At 54.7% G+C, this 16,146-nt stretch carries 19 protein-coding genes and 2 pseudogenes; 7 read left to right on the plus strand and 14 right to left on the minus strand.

The window, feature by feature from the left end:
• Positions 1-324 precede the first annotated feature (324 nt).
• Complete coding sequence (locus QZ326_RS05725; protein ID WP_295742441.1) at positions 325-834, plus strand: transposase; 510 nt, start codon at positions 325-327, stop codon at positions 832-834.
• A gap of 453 nt (positions 835-1,287) precedes the next feature.
• Positions 1,288-1,542, plus strand: a pseudogene (locus tag QZ326_RS05730) (type IV secretory system conjugative DNA transfer family protein); the annotation flags it as partial.
• Between the two features lie 97 nt (positions 1,543-1,639).
• Here the strand turns inward: QZ326_RS05730 and QZ326_RS05735 are convergent.
• Together QZ326_RS05735 and QZ326_RS05740 are read right to left on the minus strand one after the other, a co-directional pair.
• Positions 1,640-2,815: a MalY/PatB family protein gene (locus QZ326_RS05735; protein ID WP_295742443.1), complete on the minus strand. Its 1,176-nt coding sequence runs from the start codon at positions 2,813-2,815 to the stop codon at positions 1,640-1,642.
• Between the two features lie 264 nt (positions 2,816-3,079).
• On the minus strand, positions 3,080-5,134 hold the full coding sequence (locus tag QZ326_RS05740) for a sigma 54-interacting transcriptional regulator (RefSeq protein WP_295742446.1): 2,055 nt from the start codon (positions 5,132-5,134) through the stop codon (positions 3,080-3,082).
• A gap of 268 nt (positions 5,135-5,402) precedes the next feature.
• Between QZ326_RS05740 and QZ326_RS05745 the strand changes: the two genes are divergently transcribed.
• On the plus strand, positions 5,403-6,689 hold the full coding sequence (locus QZ326_RS05745; protein ID WP_295742449.1) for a serine dehydratase subunit alpha family protein: 1,287 nt from the start codon (positions 5,403-5,405) through the stop codon (positions 6,687-6,689).
• A 3-nt stretch (positions 6,690-6,692) separates the two neighbouring features.
• The gene (locus QZ326_RS05750; RefSeq protein WP_295742452.1) at positions 6,693-6,929 is read left to right on the plus strand and encodes a C-GCAxxG-C-C family (seleno)protein; all 237 of its coding nucleotides are present in this window, start codon (positions 6,693-6,695) and stop codon (positions 6,927-6,929) included.
• Positions 6,930-6,971: 42 nt separating this feature from the next.
• Here the strand turns inward: QZ326_RS05750 and QZ326_RS13405 are convergent, their stop codons facing one another.
• The 5 genes and pseudogenes from QZ326_RS13405 to QZ326_RS05770 form a co-directional block, all read right to left on the minus strand.
• Positions 6,972-7,163, minus strand: coding sequence for a YhcH/YjgK/YiaL family protein (locus QZ326_RS13405; protein WP_365328487.1), 192 nt, complete (start codon positions 7,161-7,163; stop codon positions 6,972-6,974).
• A pseudogene (locus QZ326_RS05755) lies at positions 7,105-7,305 on the minus strand (YhcH/YjgK/YiaL family protein); the annotation flags it as partial. The gene QZ326_RS13405 and the pseudogene QZ326_RS05755, both read right to left, overlap by 59 nt.
• Positions 7,306-7,675: 370 nt before the next feature.
• Positions 7,676-8,857, minus strand: a complete 1,182-nt coding sequence (locus QZ326_RS05760; protein WP_295742455.1) for an MBL fold metallo-hydrolase — start codon at positions 8,855-8,857, stop codon at positions 7,676-7,678.
• 366 nt (positions 8,858-9,223) lie between these two features.
• Positions 9,224-10,726: a DUF342 domain-containing protein gene (locus tag QZ326_RS05765; RefSeq protein ID WP_295742458.1), complete on the minus strand. Its 1,503-nt coding sequence runs from the start codon at positions 10,724-10,726 to the stop codon at positions 9,224-9,226.
• A 192-nt stretch (positions 10,727-10,918) separates the two neighbouring features.
• A complete protein-coding gene (locus tag QZ326_RS05770) occupies positions 10,919-11,254 on the minus strand; it encodes a hypothetical protein (protein WP_295742461.1) in 336 nt (111 codons plus the stop codon).
• Between the two features lie 177 nt (positions 11,255-11,431).
• Here QZ326_RS05770 and QZ326_RS05775 point away from each other — a divergent pair, with 177 nt between their 5' ends.
• Positions 11,432-11,737 (plus strand): hypothetical protein, encoded by a 306-nt coding sequence (locus QZ326_RS05775; protein WP_295742463.1) that lies wholly within the window; start codon positions 11,432-11,434, stop codon positions 11,735-11,737.
• Positions 11,738-11,794: 57 nt separating this feature from the next.
• Here QZ326_RS05775 and QZ326_RS05780 read toward each other — a convergent pair whose 3' ends face one another.
• From QZ326_RS05780 to QZ326_RS05810, 7 genes are all read right to left on the minus strand, one after another.
• On the minus strand, positions 11,795-11,977 hold the full coding sequence (locus QZ326_RS05780; RefSeq protein ID WP_295742465.1) for a hypothetical protein: 183 nt from the start codon (positions 11,975-11,977) through the stop codon (positions 11,795-11,797).
• On the minus strand, positions 11,943-12,182 hold the full coding sequence (locus QZ326_RS05785; RefSeq protein ID WP_295742470.1) for a hypothetical protein: 240 nt from the start codon (positions 12,180-12,182) through the stop codon (positions 11,943-11,945). Before QZ326_RS05785 ends, QZ326_RS05780 begins: the two co-directional genes overlap by 35 nt.
• A complete protein-coding gene (locus QZ326_RS05790) occupies positions 12,179-12,724 on the minus strand; it encodes a hypothetical protein (protein ID WP_295742473.1) in 546 nt (181 codons plus the stop codon). The genes QZ326_RS05785 and QZ326_RS05790 overlap by 4 nt, the downstream gene beginning before the upstream one ends.
• Before the next feature lie 11 nt (positions 12,725-12,735).
• On the minus strand, positions 12,736-13,410 hold the full coding sequence (locus QZ326_RS05795; RefSeq protein WP_365328494.1) for a sugar ABC transporter permease: 675 nt from the start codon (positions 13,408-13,410) through the stop codon (positions 12,736-12,738).
• Between the two features lie 109 nt (positions 13,411-13,519).
• Positions 13,520-13,804, minus strand: a complete 285-nt coding sequence (locus tag QZ326_RS05800) for a hypothetical protein (RefSeq protein ID WP_295742475.1) — start codon at positions 13,802-13,804, stop codon at positions 13,520-13,522.
• Entirely contained in the window at positions 13,785-14,063 is a 279-nt protein-coding gene (locus tag QZ326_RS05805) for a hypothetical protein (protein ID WP_295742479.1), read from the minus strand. The genes QZ326_RS05800 and QZ326_RS05805 overlap by 20 nt, the downstream gene beginning before the upstream one ends.
• The gene (locus tag QZ326_RS05810) at positions 14,060-14,488 is read right to left on the minus strand and encodes a hypothetical protein (RefSeq protein ID WP_295742482.1); all 429 of its coding nucleotides are present in this window, start codon (positions 14,486-14,488) and stop codon (positions 14,060-14,062) included. The genes QZ326_RS05805 and QZ326_RS05810 overlap by 4 nt, the downstream gene beginning before the upstream one ends.
• On the opposite strand from QZ326_RS05810, the gene QZ326_RS05815 reads away from it, so the two are divergent.
• Complete coding sequence (locus QZ326_RS05815) at positions 14,482-14,748, plus strand: DUF4368 domain-containing protein (RefSeq protein ID WP_295742485.1); 267 nt, start codon at positions 14,482-14,484, stop codon at positions 14,746-14,748. The two genes, QZ326_RS05810 and QZ326_RS05815, sit on opposite strands and share 7 nt — an antisense overlap.
• Before the next feature lie 302 nt (positions 14,749-15,050).
• Positions 15,051-16,146, plus strand: a 1,096-nt coding sequence (ychF, locus tag QZ326_RS05820) for a redox-regulated ATPase YchF (RefSeq protein ID WP_295742488.1), incomplete at its 3' end; no start/stop codon positions are given.

Raw genomic sequence — 16,146 nt, forward strand, 5'->3', positions numbered from 1 at the left:
CTATATCCTTGAACAAGGACTGGAAACAACAGGAGATTTCTACGCCTGCGATTTGGCCGGTTTTATCCTCAACTCGGTGGAGAAAAATGCAGCATCCATGATTTCGGTGCGGCTGTCAGATAAGGCCCCAATAGCATAAGGCACATCCACATCTGCCTGAATTACTGTAAAGCCGAAGCTGATGCACAATGGGAGATTAGGCGTGTGATAGGGTCAATCACAATAATTTTACGTCCCATTTTCTGTGCGTATTGCACTGTTACTGCCGTTCCGCCGCGCCGTTCCCGCAAGAAGGTGGGCAGTACCGGTCCGGAGCCGGGCTGCATGAAGCGGCCCGGCAAGCCCAGCGGTTTTTATTACCTGTCCCACCAGACAACCGGCTCGGACCACGGTATCATCACTGCTGTAACCGTGACGCCGGGGGATGTGCATGACTCACGGCCCTCTTTAGAGCAGTTGGAGTATGTCCATAAAAATGTTGTGCCGCTGGAAGGCGCTGCGGCGGACTCCGCCTATGACATCCCCCTGGCACACCGGGCGCTGGAAGAACTGGGCATTGACTTCTTTGCCGTGGCCCAGCCCGTCCATGACCGCACGAAAGATGAACAGCGGGACGTATACTTGTGCCCTAACGGGAAAGAACTGCGGTGGGAGCCGGAATACCGGGAGGCGCTGAAGCAGCGGCAGATCTGGTGTGAGGGTACTTTTGCCGCACAGAAATGGGGACACAACCTGACGCGTCTCCTGCGGCGAGGTTTAGAGGCAGCGGAGGACCACTGTCTCCTTTCCGCCGCGGCCTTGAACCTCAAAAGAATGATTAAACACTCAGTGTGATGCCGAAAGGCGTCTTTTTTCTTGCCTGAAATCTTTCTTGCCTCTATATTTCAGGCACTTTGCCAACAGCTCCATCCTGACCAGAGGCCTTTTCGTCTCCACGTCCCTCGTTCCCCCGCAGGGGAAACCAGAAAGACAAGGAGGAAACAAACAGGATGACAGGGGTGAAAAGCGGAGGAAATCACGTCTGATCTGAAATTGGTATGAAAGTTGCTAGATTTCATTGTGAAAATCTTTGCGGGAAAGGAGGAGTGCTTATGAAAGCCAGGATGCATGAGGGAAACTGATCCCTGGGGCTGAATGACTAGGGACCCAGAGTCCTGGGATCCCATAATGTGCAGGAGGATGTGTCTGCTGCGGTGCGGTTTTCCGCTGGCGAGGCGGCAAAGATTTTGGCAGGCTGCCAGACCCGAGGATGACCCGCACAAATTTTGAATAGGGGTAATATGATTATATATCATTTTCGCGGGCCCGGACGAGGACAAGAACATGAACACGCTGGTAGACATGATTTCCGGCATGGAGGTCAAGGAGGACGATGACGATTTCATGAACGCGGTGGACTATATGTTCGCCGGGCTGGAAAAGCGCAAGCCGGACTGTTTCGCGGTCAAGCAGTACAAAAAGTACAAGCTGGCCAGCGGCAAGACTGCCCGCTCCATACTTATTTCATGCGGTGCGCGGCTGGCCCCATTTGACATCCCGCAAGGGATTGCTTTCTGGTTTGTGAAGCCATGATCAAATCTCCATTTCTCTCTTTTGTTTGGTTCCTCCGCATCTCCGGCAGGGTACTTTTCCTGAAAGTTTACTGTTGCAGGCTGTTGACGGCGGCCTCCAGCTGTTTCATTGCCTGCTCCAGCACGCTTCTGGGGCTGGCGGCGTTGAGACGCATGAAGCCGTTGAGGCTTCGGCCAAAGGAGCAACCATCGTTGAGCCCAAGACCGGCCTTCCGGATCATGAAGTCGTGGAGGACCTGGTTATCCAGACCCAGATCCCGGCAGTCCAGCCACATGAGATACGTGGCGTCTGGGGCGCAGGTCTTGATCTTCGGGATGTGCTTTGCGCAGTAGTCCGCCACAAAGTCGAAGTTTTCGCTGAGATAGGGCAGCAGCTGCTCCAGCCACTCCTCTCCCTCCCGGAAGGCGGTCTCCATGGCGGTGACGGAGAAGGCGTTATTGCGGTGAATATCCATGTTCGCCCAGAAGCGGTCGAAGTTCTCCTTTATATGGGCGTTGGGAAACACCACAGTGCTGGCCTGGAGGCCTGCCAGGTTGAAGGTCTTGGTGCCGGAGATGCCGGTGACCACATTGGCGGCGATCTCAGGGGAGAGGGAGGCGGTGGGGATGTGCTTCTTGCCGTGGAAGACGAGGTCGGAGTGGATCTCGTCACTGACCACCAGTACATGGTATTTCAGGCACAGTTCCATCATCCGGTGCAGCTCGTCTTCCGTCCAGACAATGCCCAGAGGGTTGTGGGGACTGCAGAACAGGAACAGATCCGCCTGCTGGAGCTTTGCCTCAAAGTCTGCCCAATCCACGGTCCACCTGCCGTCCTTTTCCACCAGCTGGTTCTCGGAGACACGCCGTCCGGCGAGCTCCGTCATATCGTAGAACTCGCTGTATACCGGCGTCTGGATCAGTACGTTTCCGCCCTGGGGTGTGTACAGCTGAACCATGGCGCTGAGGGTCTGGACCACACCCAGGCAGAAGCTCATAAGGGATGTGTCCGGCGTCCAGCCGTTGCGGCGGCTCTGCCAATCCCGGATGGCCTGAAAATAGCTCTCCGGCCGGGCAGTATAGCCCCAGATACCCTCCTCGGCCCTGGCCTTCAGAGCGTCGATAATGGGCTGGGCAGTCCTGAAGTCCATGTCCGCGATCCACAGAGGGATCACATCCTCGGTGCCGAATTTCTTTTTCCGCTCATCGTATTTGGCAGAGAGATTTTTGGAACGGTCGATTATCTGGTCAAAGTCGTATTTCATGGTCTTACTTCCTTTCTGAAATAACCGTATGTCTGCGCGTTTGAAAAGAGAATACAACAAAAAATGTGCCAAATTGTCAGCGAGAAAGGGAATTCATAGAAATCTCTGAGAAATTGGAGGGGCATACAAAACCCACGGGAGGGATTTTGACAATCTGCCAAAATCCCTCCCGTGGGTTAGCGGGGAGACCTGAAGAGAAGGATGGATGCTTTGGTCCGCAGCGGAAAATCTATTGGTTAAAATGTTAAAAATGGTTAAAGACTTCTATCTTTGACCATTTTCCCAGAGAGTCCGGCCTTTGGGCGTGAGGCGGCTGCCGCCCCGCCCCCGGCTGACTTTGACCAATCCCCGGGCTGCCATGTCCTCCAGAATGTCCCGGACTTCCCGCTGGGAGAGCGGGAAGTGGGCCTCGCGGGCTTTTCTCAGGAGGGTTTCCCGGCCCATGGGGATGCCGGTTTCAGAGGCGGCATAGAGCTGGGACAGGAGAAAGCGGAAAGAGTCCGAGGCGTCCGCCTCCGCCGGGGCCAGGGAAGTGGTGGGATGAAGGCCGGTTTCCCCGGAGAGGAAGAGGGTGGGGGGCAGGTCCTCCATGCCGATCTCCTGATGGCCGGTGTAGATGAAATACTCCACCGCGTTTCGCAGCTCCCGGATGTTTCCCGGCCAGGTGTGGCCGCGGAAAAAAGCTTTTACTGCATCCGACAGCTGGAAGGAGCCCCCCAGTTCCCGGCGAAAGTGCTCCGTTAGAAGGAACATGTCGTCTTCCCGCTTCGTCAGTGGCGGGATGAGCGCCGGCAGGGTGCTTAGGCGGTAGTAGAGGTCCCGGCGGAAGGTACCGTCCCGGACTTTTTGCTCCAACGCCTCGTTGGTGGCGGCCACAATGCGGACATCCACGAGGATGATCCGGTTTCCACCTACCCGCATGACCTCCCGCTCCTGAAGAGCTCGGAGGAGCTTGATCTGGAGGGCGGGGCTCATGCCTTCTACTTCATCTAAAAAGAGGGTGCCCCTGTGGGCCAGCTCGAAAAGACCGGGCCGTCCACCTCTCTTTGCTCCGGTGAAAGCGCCTTCTTCGTAGCCAAAGAGCTCACTCTCCAGCAGGTTTTCCGGAAAGGCTGCCACATTGATGGCCACAAAGGGCCCTTCCGCCCTGCGGGAGGCCTGATGGATAGCATGGGCGAAGAGCTCCTTGCCGGTGCCAGTCTCGCCGATCAGCAGGACAGGACTTTCGCTGAGGGCCATGCGGCCCAAGGTCTCCTTGGTTTTTCGGATGGCTTCCGACTGTCCGATGACGTCGGCAAAGCTGTATTTTGCGTAGTGGCCCTTATGGAAAAGCTGGCTTCGCAGCTCGTTTTGGCGGACCTCCACATCGTTGAACCGCTGGAGCAGGGCGAAGGCGCCGATGCAGGCGCTCTGCCGGATGACAGGCACGACTTCTACACTGAGGTTTACACCGTTGACCTTGATGGCCTTGGCGGGCAGTGTCTGGCGGGTTTGCAGGCACTGGACAAAGGGGATGTAGGGGAACACCTCCTCACAGCGCCGCCCCTGGATCAAAGAGGCGCTGATACAGGTCATCTCCTCGGCATGACGGCTGCACGCGAAAATTTCTCCCTTTTCATTGACACCGATGACGCCGTCCTCCAGGCTCTCCATTAGAATATGAAACTGGCTCTCCAGACGGATGGACCGGGCGAACATCTGGTCGAAGCTGTAATTGCTGGTAGCCACGCTCTGGGCGTACTCCTGAAAGGCAGGCCGCTCCAGCAGGGACTCCAGCCCCAGGCGAAGAGCGATTTCGATCATCATGCCGGAGGTGCAGACCCGCTGGCCCAGGTCGATGACGGTCTTCATCCCCGGCGGAACATAGCGGCGCTCATCAGGGGTCACGGCGATGTGGACGTCCGGGACCTCCGGCGCACCGGGATAAAAGGGAATCCAGTGGATGTGAGTGATTCCAAACTGCTCCAGCTGGGCAATGGCCTCCCGGGCCATGGTCTGCGTCATGTTGACGAACAGCACCTGGCTGCCTGCCGGCAGTTCCTTCAGCTTTCGCAGCTCGCTCCAGCGGAAGGACACCTCTACCGCCATGGTCTGGCTGTCGATGGGAATGTGACGCATCAGCTCCTCCGGAGAGCCGTAGGCATCGGTGGAGGCCACGAACAGGTCCGCCCGGTCCAGCACCCCAGCGGCACTGCCGTCCTGTACGGAGAAGACAGAGATGTCCGCCTCCTCTGCGAACAGCCCCGCGATGTCGGCCTTGTAGGATTCTCCCGCTCTGGGGTCCAAGGCGATCACAGATATCTTCTTTTTGTATGCCACCAAAAACGTCCCCTTTAACCGCTACTTTAACCATTTAACCATATAGAGGCACTTTTCGCAAGGGAATTGGGCCAAAATCAACGAGAATTTTTTGGTATGAAATTTGCTGAATATCAATAGCGAAACATGAGACAGGATATTTTTGGCGGTACGTACAGAATGCCTGACAGAGAACCGCGGATTGCCCTGTGAAGGCGGCGCTCGATGGGGGGCGGCTGGTTTGCCGGGTTTTGAATGGCTGCCAAGGAAAACAGAAAGGGGTATCGCGATGATTACGAAAGAAGAACTGCTGACGCTGCTTCACCAGGAGGTGGTTCCGGCCCTGGGCTGCACCGAGCCGGTCTGTGTGGCGCTGGCTGCCGCGGACGCCTGCCGTGCCATTGGGGGAGAGGTGGTCTCCATAAAATTGGAGGTCAATCCCGGCATCTACAAAAATGGTATGAGTGTTGGAATTCCTGGATTTCCCAGAGTGGGGCTGAAATACGCCGCCGCTCTGGGCGCCAGCCTGTGCAATCCGGAGAAGGGGCTCCGGCTGCTGGAGGATATTGACGGCAGGATTACCGCTCAGACGATCCGCTTGGTGGAGGAGCGGCATGTGACCGTGCTGATCAAGCACGACGAGGCGAAGCTCTATGCCCGGGCGGAGATCATCACCACCGCCGGCATCGGCACCAGTGAGATCCGGGGGACCCATTCCAATATTATCTTCACTAAGCGGAACAATGAGGTGTTGGTGGAAAAGCCCTGGTCCGCAGGTGGGGAGGATGATCTCCACGACCGGCTGAAGCTTATGACCGTGGCGGACATCCGCGCTCTGGTGGAGCAGTGCAGCCAGGAGGAGCTGGCCTTCATGCTGGACGGCGTAGAGATGAACGAGCGTCTGGCGGATTTTGGACTGGAGAATGACCCTGGCATCGGCATTGCCGGAGCGCTGAAACGGCAGATTGAGGACGGCGCTATGGGAGACAATCTCTTCAGCCGTACTATGGCCCGGGTAGCCAGCAGCGCCGAGGGGCGTATGAGCGGCTGCCCTTACGCTGTGATGAGCAGCGCGGGCAGCGGAAACCACGGACTTACCGCCGTCATTCCCGTGGCGGAGATGGCCCAACACCTGGGGGCCTCCAAAGAGCAGCTGGTGAGGGCGCTGGCCTTTTCCCATACCCTGAATGTCTACATCAAACTGTATACCGGAAAGCTGTCCGCCACCTGCGGCTGCGGCGTCTCCGCCGCCACAGCTGCCTCCGCCGCCATGGTGTGGCTGATGGGCGGCACAGACAGGCAGATCGGCGGGGCCATTATCAATATGAGCGGCAACCTCACCGGCATGATCTGCGACGGCGGCAAGATCGGCTGTGCTCTGAAGCTGGCCACAGCTGCCAATGCCGCGATGATGTGCGCCTATCTCGCCATGAGTGACGTAGTGCTTCAATCCACCGACGGTATCTGTGGAGCCACGCCGGAGGAGGCGGTTCGCAGTATGGGCCGGATCAGCTCTCCGGGCATGGTGGAAACGGACCGGACCATCCTGGAGATCATGATGGATAAGGAGGGCTAAGCAGTGGACCGCTGTGTGTTGGCATATCAGTATCATAAACAGGGGTATAGCTGCGCCCAGTCCGCCGCCGGAGCCTTTGCGGACCTGACAGGACAGGAGCCGGAGCAGCTGTTTTCCGCCGCCGGTAGATTCGGCGGGGGCGTGGGCGGAAGCCATGAGGAGCTTTGCGGTGCTGTCGGCGGCGGTCTTTTGGTACTGGGGCTTTTGGCGGCACACACGGATGGAGAGTTCCGCGGTTGAGAGGAGGGAAGATGACTTGGCATTTAGAGAGGTCACTCATTCTTAATCACTCCTCAATCGCCAAAAAATCCTCACTTTAAGGACCACCTTACTCACGGTCTCAGGGCCGCCCAGCTGCATTTTGATGCGGTGGGCATCCCCGGGAAAGACCACCAGGAAGTTCCCGGGGAGAGGGTCAGCTTGTAGTGCCCCTGGCCCCGGCAGGCATAAAATCGTTGGCCTCAGCCCGGTCAAACTCCTTCAGCGCCTCCGGCGGGGCGATCTCCACGCACTCAAAGCCGTCCACCATGATGTGGATGTCCAAATACTTTTTGTGGGCCTCGAAGAAACTCTCCTCCGCCGGAATAGCTTCATAGGTGAACCGGGTGGCATAGACGTCGCCGCCCTTCGGGTTCGGTCAGGACCCCTGCGGTGTCTTTACTAAATCCGCCGTTGCAGATCAGCCATTCCACGTGGGTCTCGAAAAAGGCGCGGGCGGCTGCGTCGGCTACATTTAAGTCGTGGCTGCCCATCGCCAGCACGATATCCGCAGTGTCCGGCGGAGTTTCTGTGCTCGAGAGAAAGGTAAACAATATTTGAGCGTCTCTAAAAATTTCGCTTGTAGCTCTCATGCTGCAATGCCTCCGCGGACTCTTTTCAACAAAACGCCGCGGCGCAGCGTTTTGAGCCGCGCGGCGGCCCTCCGCGCTTGACTTCGCAGGAAACGCGTATATGCCCTGCGCACCGGCGGACCTCAGGTCCGCCGGCTATTTCATGGTAAAAATATCGAAGCTCACTGTGCCGCTGTTTTCCGTCACAATCAGGGGATATCTGCGGCTGACAAGAATATCCTTCATAACAGAGAAATGGGGATGCCAGTATTTGTTGTTGCTTCCCGCTGAGATCACATAGAAAAGACAGTGGCCGATATTCAGCAGCTGGTGATTATAGTTGTGGGTAGAACCGTGATGGGGAATCTGCACGCAGCCGATATAGCGGTCATATTTGTCGTAGGCATTGTGCAGTTCTTTCCATTTTTGAGGTCCCTTTGCGTCATAGTCGCCGGTGTAAAGGCATCCGTTGGCAAATATCCACTTGCATAAGACGCGGGGGACGCAAGATTGGGAACAGTGCGGGGGATGGGGGCAGTGACCTTTCGGTAACGGGAATTTCGATAGAGATTGTACGGTGCAGTCATTGGGGCTCATAGAGAGTACGGTCATAGAGTTTGTATTGAACGAGCCCGGAACGTCTTTGTATGCCTGTTTGATGTCATCAATGCTAATCTTGCCCGTGTTCAACAGATTTTGCAGATCCCTGCGGGAACAGACCTGTCCAAAGTGCTTCAGCATGGCTTTTTTGAAAGCGGCAATTCGTGTGGTTTCCCGGAAGTTGAAGGGTATGTATCTCCAATCTACCTCTTTGCACTGCTGAGCGTCAAATAAGATGTCCGATACATCGCTTCCTGATAAAATGTATCTGGCATCAAGGTTGCTGTATTGGGTTTCACTTTCAGAGTCTTCCCCATTTTCCAGAATTTGATAAAGAGCTGGAGTATAATCAAGATTCAGGGATTGAAAGGCGCCGTAAGGGTTTCGGACAAAGGAGGAGAAGAAGGCGGAAGCATGCAACGGAGCTGTCAGGTCGCCCAGCAAGATGAATTCCTGTGATTCCTTTGTGATCAGCGGGAAAAAAAGATTTTTTACGTGGCAGTGCTTCAGCAGAAACGGGAGTCCGTTTGTATGGTCTGCGTCAAAATGGGAGATAAAGACGCCGGCGATGTCCTCGCCTGGTTTGAAAAGGTTTTGAATCATCTGCTCCACAATGTGAACGTCAGTGGATGACCCGCAGTCGTATATGATTGTTGCTTTGCCGGAGTCAAACGCAAATGTTTCCATGTAAAAGGCCCCTTGTCCTACTGGAAGAAACGCTCTTGTCATCATAATCATATTACCCTCCCAATCTTTTGTGTGTCTCTTGTCATTGCTACAGTATTGTGTGCAGAAGCATTTTTGCGGTTGCGGCCATTATAGCATAAACGCAGCTTTTATGCTGCAGCCGGCACAGTTGATAAAGAAATCCCTCGGATTTTTTCAACAAAACGCCGCATGGCGGGTCCCTGCACATAGCTTCATAGAATGGTTTTGGGGTTGGTCATCATCTTAGGGCCGATTCACATAAAGCCAATGTCCCATGATTCTCTGCCTTACCGAATTTTGTGTGCCTGCAGGTACAGCCTGCGGTTTTCTGCAAAAAAGCAGCGCATCAGGATAATCCCCCCTGATGCGCGTTGCCGCATAAAAAGCAATCCACTCTTACTTTAAAAGGATGTGATTCTCTTCGACGTGGATATTACAGTTTTCCTCCACGGTAGTAATTTCTTCCGTCAGCCTGCCGATCTGGACATCCAGACAAGGATGCACGACTTCGCACCGTATTCTTCCTTTGCTCTTTTTATCCAGCGCCTTATTCACAAGTCGCAGTTCTGCTGTCAATGCGTCCCGCTTTTCAATATAAATATCCCGCTGTTCCACGAGCTGCTCCAACACGGACTTCTCACCTTCTGAAATTCGAGTGCCTTTTTTCCGCAAGCCGGTGATGGGCTTCCACAGCTTTTCGAGGGTCGATTGTACCTCTGTCAATTCTGTCCTGATCCGCTCCCATGACTCAGGAATATGCGTGGGATAGCCAATAGAAAACCGGCTGCGGCCTCCGGCCAGATTGCCAATCCGCAGGCACAGGACGCTGTCTCCCGCCCGGATCAGACTGTCCACAATCATTCCCCGCCCGGTCATGGCATAAACCACATGGCCGCAGCGAATCGTGCTGTTTGAGATCGTCTCTGCAATCACGCTGGTCCCGGCATCAATTTCCGTCCATTCCATCACAGGCGACTGCACCTGCCCGGCTGCGGTTACAGAAGTCTTTCCTTTTGTGCCATAAATGCCCTGCTGAATTCGAATTGTTCCGCCAGCTGCCACTCGAGCCTGCCCCATTTTTCCGTTGATCACAATATCGCCGGAAGCCTCAATATCGACTCCGCCGTCCACATTCCCCTCTATATAGAGGTTGCCTGAAACCTGTAAAGACCCCTGAAATTGGTCCAAATCCCCATTGATGATCTTCTGCTCGTGAATACAAAACAGGTCATTTTCAATGTAAAGAATCCCATCCACACTCGCTGTAAGAGCCTGTCCTCCCCTGCTGATCGTAGTGTTCCTTCCCTGGGGTACAATGGCACTGACGACCGGCGGACTGGGAAGTTCATGCCCCGTTATATCCATGCCGTCTGTTCCCTCTCTTGGGAACCGTATCAGACAAATGACAGTTCCTTTCCGAACAGGCTGCAATTGGACATCTTTTGAAAAATCAACCTGGCTTCCATTCTGTACTTCCAAGCGCATATGCCCGTGCCGCTGGAAAAGCTCTGTCACTCTGCCGTCTTCCCCCTCTTGGGGCAGCTTTCCCCTCGCTACCGGAAATATACGAAGATACCCAAGGGCAAACTCCTGTTGGATATCTTCCTGCAAAATACCGTAATGGATGCCCTCATAGTGCATATCTTCCAGGAACTCTTCGTAAGTGATTCCATCTCCATCGTTCTCCGGCGGAAGCAGGCACGCGTAGGCACTCATCCGGTCCTGTGACAGAAAAAAGTGCGCCTCCGCTTTCATGGGCTGCATACTGCCGTCCAACGCCTTTTTGTATCTGATTCTGCACGCCTCTTTCAAAATCCAGACAAAATCATCCACCGTTTTACTGTCATCCGGATATTGCGCTTTTATCTCTTTGCCTGCCGCATCCAGCGCAGAAAACATCCTCCTGTAGGGAGTGGGAGAAAACGATTTTCTTTCCTTCTCGCCTGTATCTCCTAAGACAAAACGATCAAAGATTGACACTTCCGTCCCCTGCCTTTTCTCAAACCTTGCTCATATTGATAACCGCTTTCTGCAGGCCGCGACTGCCCGCTCTCCTCTCAATTGTCTGCATTGTATCATTTATACAGGAATTTAGCAAGTATTATTCCATCCATCTGTTCGCCCATCAACCGGCCCTGCTGAAAATTCCGGATATGGCAGGTGTCCAAAGATTGATGCTTGCCAGACGGACGGTACTTCTTGGATGTGGGATATAATCAATGTGGACAGCTTGGAAACAACAGGGCTTAATTTTGCCGCTTGAAAAACGCTTTTTTGTTTTCCTTTATCCCGCGCCACAGTCATATCCGCAATTTCTTTTTCGGTTTTCTTAATATCGCCGCGCAGTTTTCCAAGCCGCTTTTCTGCTTGGCTCATGTTCATATTCCCATCAATAGCAACGCTGCCGTCGGCTGTTGAGTTTGCCATGTGTTCACCTCTTTTCAAAACATTTCAAAAAGCACTTGATATGGTGCTAGTAGTATGCTATAATAAATTTATCCTAAAAGAGGAGGGTAAACAGATGAATATGTCTGAGAGCTCCCGCATTATCCTCGGTCTCCGCGCTGCCGGATGGGATGAAAAGTCGATTAACGATTTTATCCTATGGGTAGAAACTGGAGAAGAGCAATACAAACCAAAGGAAAAGAAATGAGGGATATGGGGCCAGGGAAACCGGCCCCTATTTCTCTAAAGGAGGGGAGCACGATAGAGACCACGGCAAAACGCAAGACTCGCACAAGCAGCGAGGTGAAGTCCAGATACAACAAAAAGGCATACCGGCAATTTGCTGCCAGAGTGAAGCCGGATCTATCTCAGCGCATAGAGGATTACACTATTAAAGAGGGTATAAGCAAACCAGAGTTTCTCCAAAGAGCAATAGACTGTCTCGCAGCAGACGTTAAAAAGTAACCCGGTAACACAGCGGGTCTTGCCGCTGGCTGTGTTGTTATGTTCCGTCCCACTCCTTCATGGGGGGTTCGCCTGTTTCTGAACGTCTCCGATGTTCGACTCGATCTCATCCAGGCTGGACAGCATGAGGTTTAGCCAGATTGGGAAGCAGTTGGCAAATGCACAAAGGCTCATATCCTCAAAGGCTGCCGTGCAGACCGGCGCGTCAAACAGGCTGCCCAGAATTCTGTATTTCCTCATCACGCCGCCGGGCCAGGGAGAAAGCTCCTGCAGGGCCGTTCATCTCCTCCGCCTGCTTGGCATAACTGTCCTGGAGCTTTCCCATCTCGTCAACAGCGTTGTAGAGCCGCTCTGCAAAGGCGCGGTCCGCCGGGTTGAAGGAGACCTCGCATTTTCCGTTGAGAGAGTATGAAACTACGCCTGAGTCAAAGGCAAGCTCTCTCATGGGTTATTCCCCCTCTGCGGTGGAAGTGTTAGGCGTAAAGGAAACAATACCATCATCCACGCGGGCCGCCCCCTTTTCGCGCTCTCCGCCAAAGGTGACGCCAAGTGAAACTTATAACAAAGCTGAACAAAGCCGGCGGCAGAGACCTGCTTGGGGATGACCATCACCGCCATAATAAAAGTGAATGCTGCTTTTTTCAGCTTGAAATCGTATGTGTGAAGACCGTAAGCTGTCAGTGCAGAGAAATAGGTGGTCAAAAGAGAGGTGCAGGCGGCCACGATAAAGCTGTTGAGCATCCCCTGGGGAATATTGATGGAGGCGTCATTCCAGGCGTTTTTCAAATTTGTCAGGAAGTTTCCCTGGGGCAGAAGCCGAAATCCGCCCTGCAGGTCCGCGTTGGTACGGCTGGCGTTGACAATGAGCAGATAGAAAGAGAACAGGCACAGGATGCTCAGGAAGATCAGGATCGCATAGACCACGGCGCGGGTGAGAAACAGCATAGTCTTGGCCCTGTGGCTCTCAGAGGTGTTTGTATGTTTCATTCTCTGCCTCCTCACTGTTCCCTCTGCCGGGTCAGGGATTTGAACACCAGAACGCTGAGCAGGCCGGTGAGGATAAAGACCACCACCGAGATGGTCCCGGCCATGCCGTAGTTTTTGCTGGTGTCCAAATAGTTGTTCAGGTACATAATCAAGGTTGTGGAGGAGCGGTTGGGTGTACCCAGACCGTTGGTCAGCACTTGGGGGACGTCAAACATCTGGAGGCCGCCGATAAGGGCCGTGATGATGGTATAGACCAAAATAGGCGTCAGCAGGGGCAGCGTCACCCGAAAGAACGTCTGGAGGGAGCTGGCTCCGTCAATGGTGGACGCCTCAAAGAGGCTCTGGTCAATCCCCATGATACCTGCCATCAGCAGGATGGTAGTGTTGCCGAACCACATCAGAAAGTTCATCAGGCAGATCAGTCCCCGGACAGTAAACTTGACGGCGAAAAAGTCGATGACGTGATCTGACCAGCCCATCTGTATCAGAAGCTGATTCACCGGGCCGGCGTTGGAGAACAGGGTGTAAAACAACATGGAGAAAGCGGAGGCCATAATGAGATTAGGCAAGTAGATCACCGCTTTGAAAAAGGCCTGCCCCTTAATTCTCAGCCGGTAGCTGGTGAAGAAGATAGCCAGCAGCAGGGCGATGATTATCTGTGGGATGGCACCACCCACCCAGAGCACCACGGTATTGCCGGTGTATTTCAGGATGTCAATGCCTCCGTTGGCATCAGGAGTAAAGAGAATTTCTGCTTTCCGGCAGCGTCCTCCGCCGGCTCTGACAAGCCGGAGATCAGTTCCCGAACATCCTCATAGCTCTCAAAATAGTCGCAGAGATCGTCGAAAAACTGACCCGAAAAAACACAGCTGCGGACGAAAAGGGCATCCCGGTCGGGGTGCCCTTTTCGTCCGCCAGTCCCATCCGCTGCAGACGGTTTGCAGCGGAATCATCAAAAGGACTTTGCACCCTTCTGCCTTCATACATCTTCACCACCTCCTCCAGGGTATGAAAAAAGCCTGACGCCGCAGATACGGCGCCAAGCTCCAACATATTTATTTTATGCTTCGTCTTCTTCACTGGGCGGCGCCTCTGTTTCTGAGGCCGCGACGCCTTCAACCATGCTGGTAACAACGCTGTTCAGCTGTGCGGCATTCTGGGAACTGATAACAGGCTTATCCGTCCGGCGCTCAATGGCCTTGCGAGTATCCCCGGCAATCTCACCGCCGGAACGGGCAATCTCCAGATTTTCCGTGAAACCCTCCGGTTCCTTCTTTTTGGAGATCTCCGTCGTGGTGGCCTCTGCCAGCATGGTCAAGACCAGCTCCAGGCCGGTCATGTTGTTCCAGAGGCTCTCCTTTTTAACCCCTTCAAATTTTTGTGCTGCCGGGGGAACATCCCGGACCATGGCCAGGTGATCTCGTCAGTGAGGATGGCAAACTCTCGGCCCCGTTCCACACCACACGACTGCCATTCGACAGTGAGGTCATTTCGGATGCGGATGGACAAGAGGCGCTGATGAATCCACCCTTCCGAATATCCTTTTCTCAAATAGGCCTGCATCGCCCGGTCGATGGTCTGCTCCGGGTCAAAGATTTCCTCAATGCGCTCACGGCCTACCTGGGCCGGCCAGCGCTTGAACGGCTCCGCCTTGGGAGCGGGGATGGACTGGATGATGCGAAAAAGCTGTTCCGCCGTGGCTATATCTGTCAAGCGGCGTTTCCCGTCTGCCGCAATCATCTTCAAGCCGTGACAATTTGTCACGGCTTCAGTTCCCGCTTCACTCATCCGCTGTTTCAGCTTACGCTAATAAGAGGCGGGGTCTCTACTGCCTGTCTGTCGAGGATGCTGGGAAGTGGGTAAAGCTCATCCGGCAGTACAATGACATCACCGGACTGGATGCCCCGTTGCTCAATACATCGGTCGAGAAAGTCGTGATTCATGAGGCGTCGACAGGCCCGGATGGCATTCGGGAGCAGGAAGCAGAGATTTACTGCCGCTTCGTGGGAAAGATTGATTTGTAAAGCATCCAAAATTTTACTTCTTTGAACTGTGTTTCACGGACATCAGCTTTATTTTTTGACAGCGGCGAATGAGTGCACAATCCACAGAAGCTCACTGCTTGTATGAACCGTGCCGGGCAGCCGCCTTTGGGCGGCTGCCTTTTGCCCTTAACGCGGCGGATATACCGTCAAAAAAGCGGGGATTTGCCTCTGGCGGCTATTGAGAAATTTAAATCCTTATGCTACAATAAACCGGCGATATGGAGTTAATCGTGATTGGAGCTGCCGTGGACCATTTGCCAATTTAGGAGGTATGAGGATCTATGAAATTAGGCATTGTAGGACTGCCCAACGTGGGCAAGTCCACTCTATTCAACGCCATCACCAATGCCGGCGCCGAGAGCGCCAACTACCCCTTCTGCACCATCGACCCCAACGTGGGCATGGTGGCCGTACCCGACGAGCGGCTGGACAAGCTGGCGGAGATGTACGGGCCGGACAAGAAGACCCCGGCGGTCATCGAGTTCGTGGACATCGCGGGCCTTGTAAAGGGGGCCAGCCAGGGGGCGGGGCTGGGCAACAAATTCCTGGCCAATATTCGGGAGACGGACGCCATCGTCCACGTGGTCCGCTGCTTTGACGACGAGAACATCATGCACGTGGTGGCTGATGCCGGCACCAACGTCCCTGTGGACCCCCTGGGGGATATTGAGACCATCGACCTGGAGCTCATCATGGCGGACCTGGAGATGGTGAACCGCCGGGTGGAGAAGGCCCAGAAGGCCGCCAAGGGGGACAAGAAGTTCCTCCGTGAGGCGGAGGTCTTCAAGGCCCTGGCGGAGCACCTGAACGCCGGCAGGTCTGCCCGGACCTACCAGTGCGGTGAGGAGGATATGGCTTTGATCGAGACGTGCGACCTTCTGAGCCTCAAGCCCATTATCTACGCTGCCAACACCGACGAGGACGGCTTCACCGATCTGGAGGGCAACCAGTACTACCAGCAGGTGAAAACTCTGGCGGAGAAGGAGGGCGCTCAGGTGCTGCCCATCTGTGCCAAGCTGGAGCAGGACATCGCCGAGCTGGAGGGCGAGGAGCGGCAGATGTTCTTGGAGGAGCTGGGAGTGGAGGAGTCCGGTCTGGACCGGCTCATCAAGTGTTCCTACACTCTGTTGGGACTCATCTCCTTCCTGACCTACGGCAAGGACGAGTGCCGGGCCTGGACCATTAAAAAGGGTACCAAGGCCCCCAAGGCCGCCGGCAAGATCCACACCGACATCGAGCGGGGCTTCATCCGGGCGGAGGTCATTGCCTACGACGACATGATGAAGTGCGGCAGCGTTAACGCCGCCAAAGAGAAGGGCCTTCTCCGCAGCGAGGGCAAGGAGTATGTGGTCCAGGACGGCGACATGATCTACTTCC

The organism is uncultured Oscillibacter sp., assembly GCF_910587525.1.
GTDB lineage: Bacteria > Bacillota > Clostridia > Oscillospirales > Oscillospiraceae > Oscillibacter.

Bases quoted from the DNA above. Each gene is read 5' to 3' on its own strand.
- QZ326_RS05785 (WP_295742470.1), bottom strand. From the start codon at position 12,182: ATGAGAGAGCTTGCCTTTGACTCAGGCGTAGTTTCATACTCTCTCAAC.
- QZ326_RS05760 (WP_295742455.1), bottom strand. From the start codon at position 8,857: ATGATTATGATGACAAGAGCGTTTCTTCCAGTAGGACAAGGGGCCTTT.
- QZ326_RS05735 (WP_295742443.1), bottom strand. From the start codon at position 2,815: ATGAAATACGACTTTGACCAGATAATCGACCGTTCCAAAAATCTCTCT.
- QZ326_RS05725 (WP_295742441.1), top strand. From the start codon at position 325: ATGAAGCGGCCCGGCAAGCCCAGCGGTTTTTATTACCTGTCCCACCAG.
- QZ326_RS05770 (WP_295742461.1), bottom strand. From the start codon at position 11,254: ATGGCAAACTCAACAGCCGACGGCAGCGTTGCTATTGATGGGAATATG.
- QZ326_RS05790 (WP_295742473.1), bottom strand. From the start codon at position 12,724: ATGAAACATACAAACACCTCTGAGAGCCACAGGGCCAAGACTATGCTG.
- QZ326_RS05765 (WP_295742458.1), bottom strand. From the start codon at position 10,726: ATGTTTTCTGCGCTGGATGCGGCAGGCAAAGAGATAAAAGCGCAATAT.
- QZ326_RS05775 (WP_295742463.1), top strand. From the start codon at position 11,432: ATGGGTAGAAACTGGAGAAGAGCAATACAAACCAAAGGAAAAGAAATG.
- QZ326_RS05805 (WP_295742479.1), bottom strand. From the start codon at position 14,063: ATGACCGGCCTGGAGCTGGTCTTGACCATGCTGGCAGAGGCCACCACG.
- QZ326_RS05780 (WP_295742465.1), bottom strand. From the start codon at position 11,977: ATGAGGAAATACAGAATTCTGGGCAGCCTGTTTGACGCGCCGGTCTGC.
- QZ326_RS05745 (WP_295742449.1), top strand. From the start codon at position 5,403: ATGATTACGAAAGAAGAACTGCTGACGCTGCTTCACCAGGAGGTGGTT.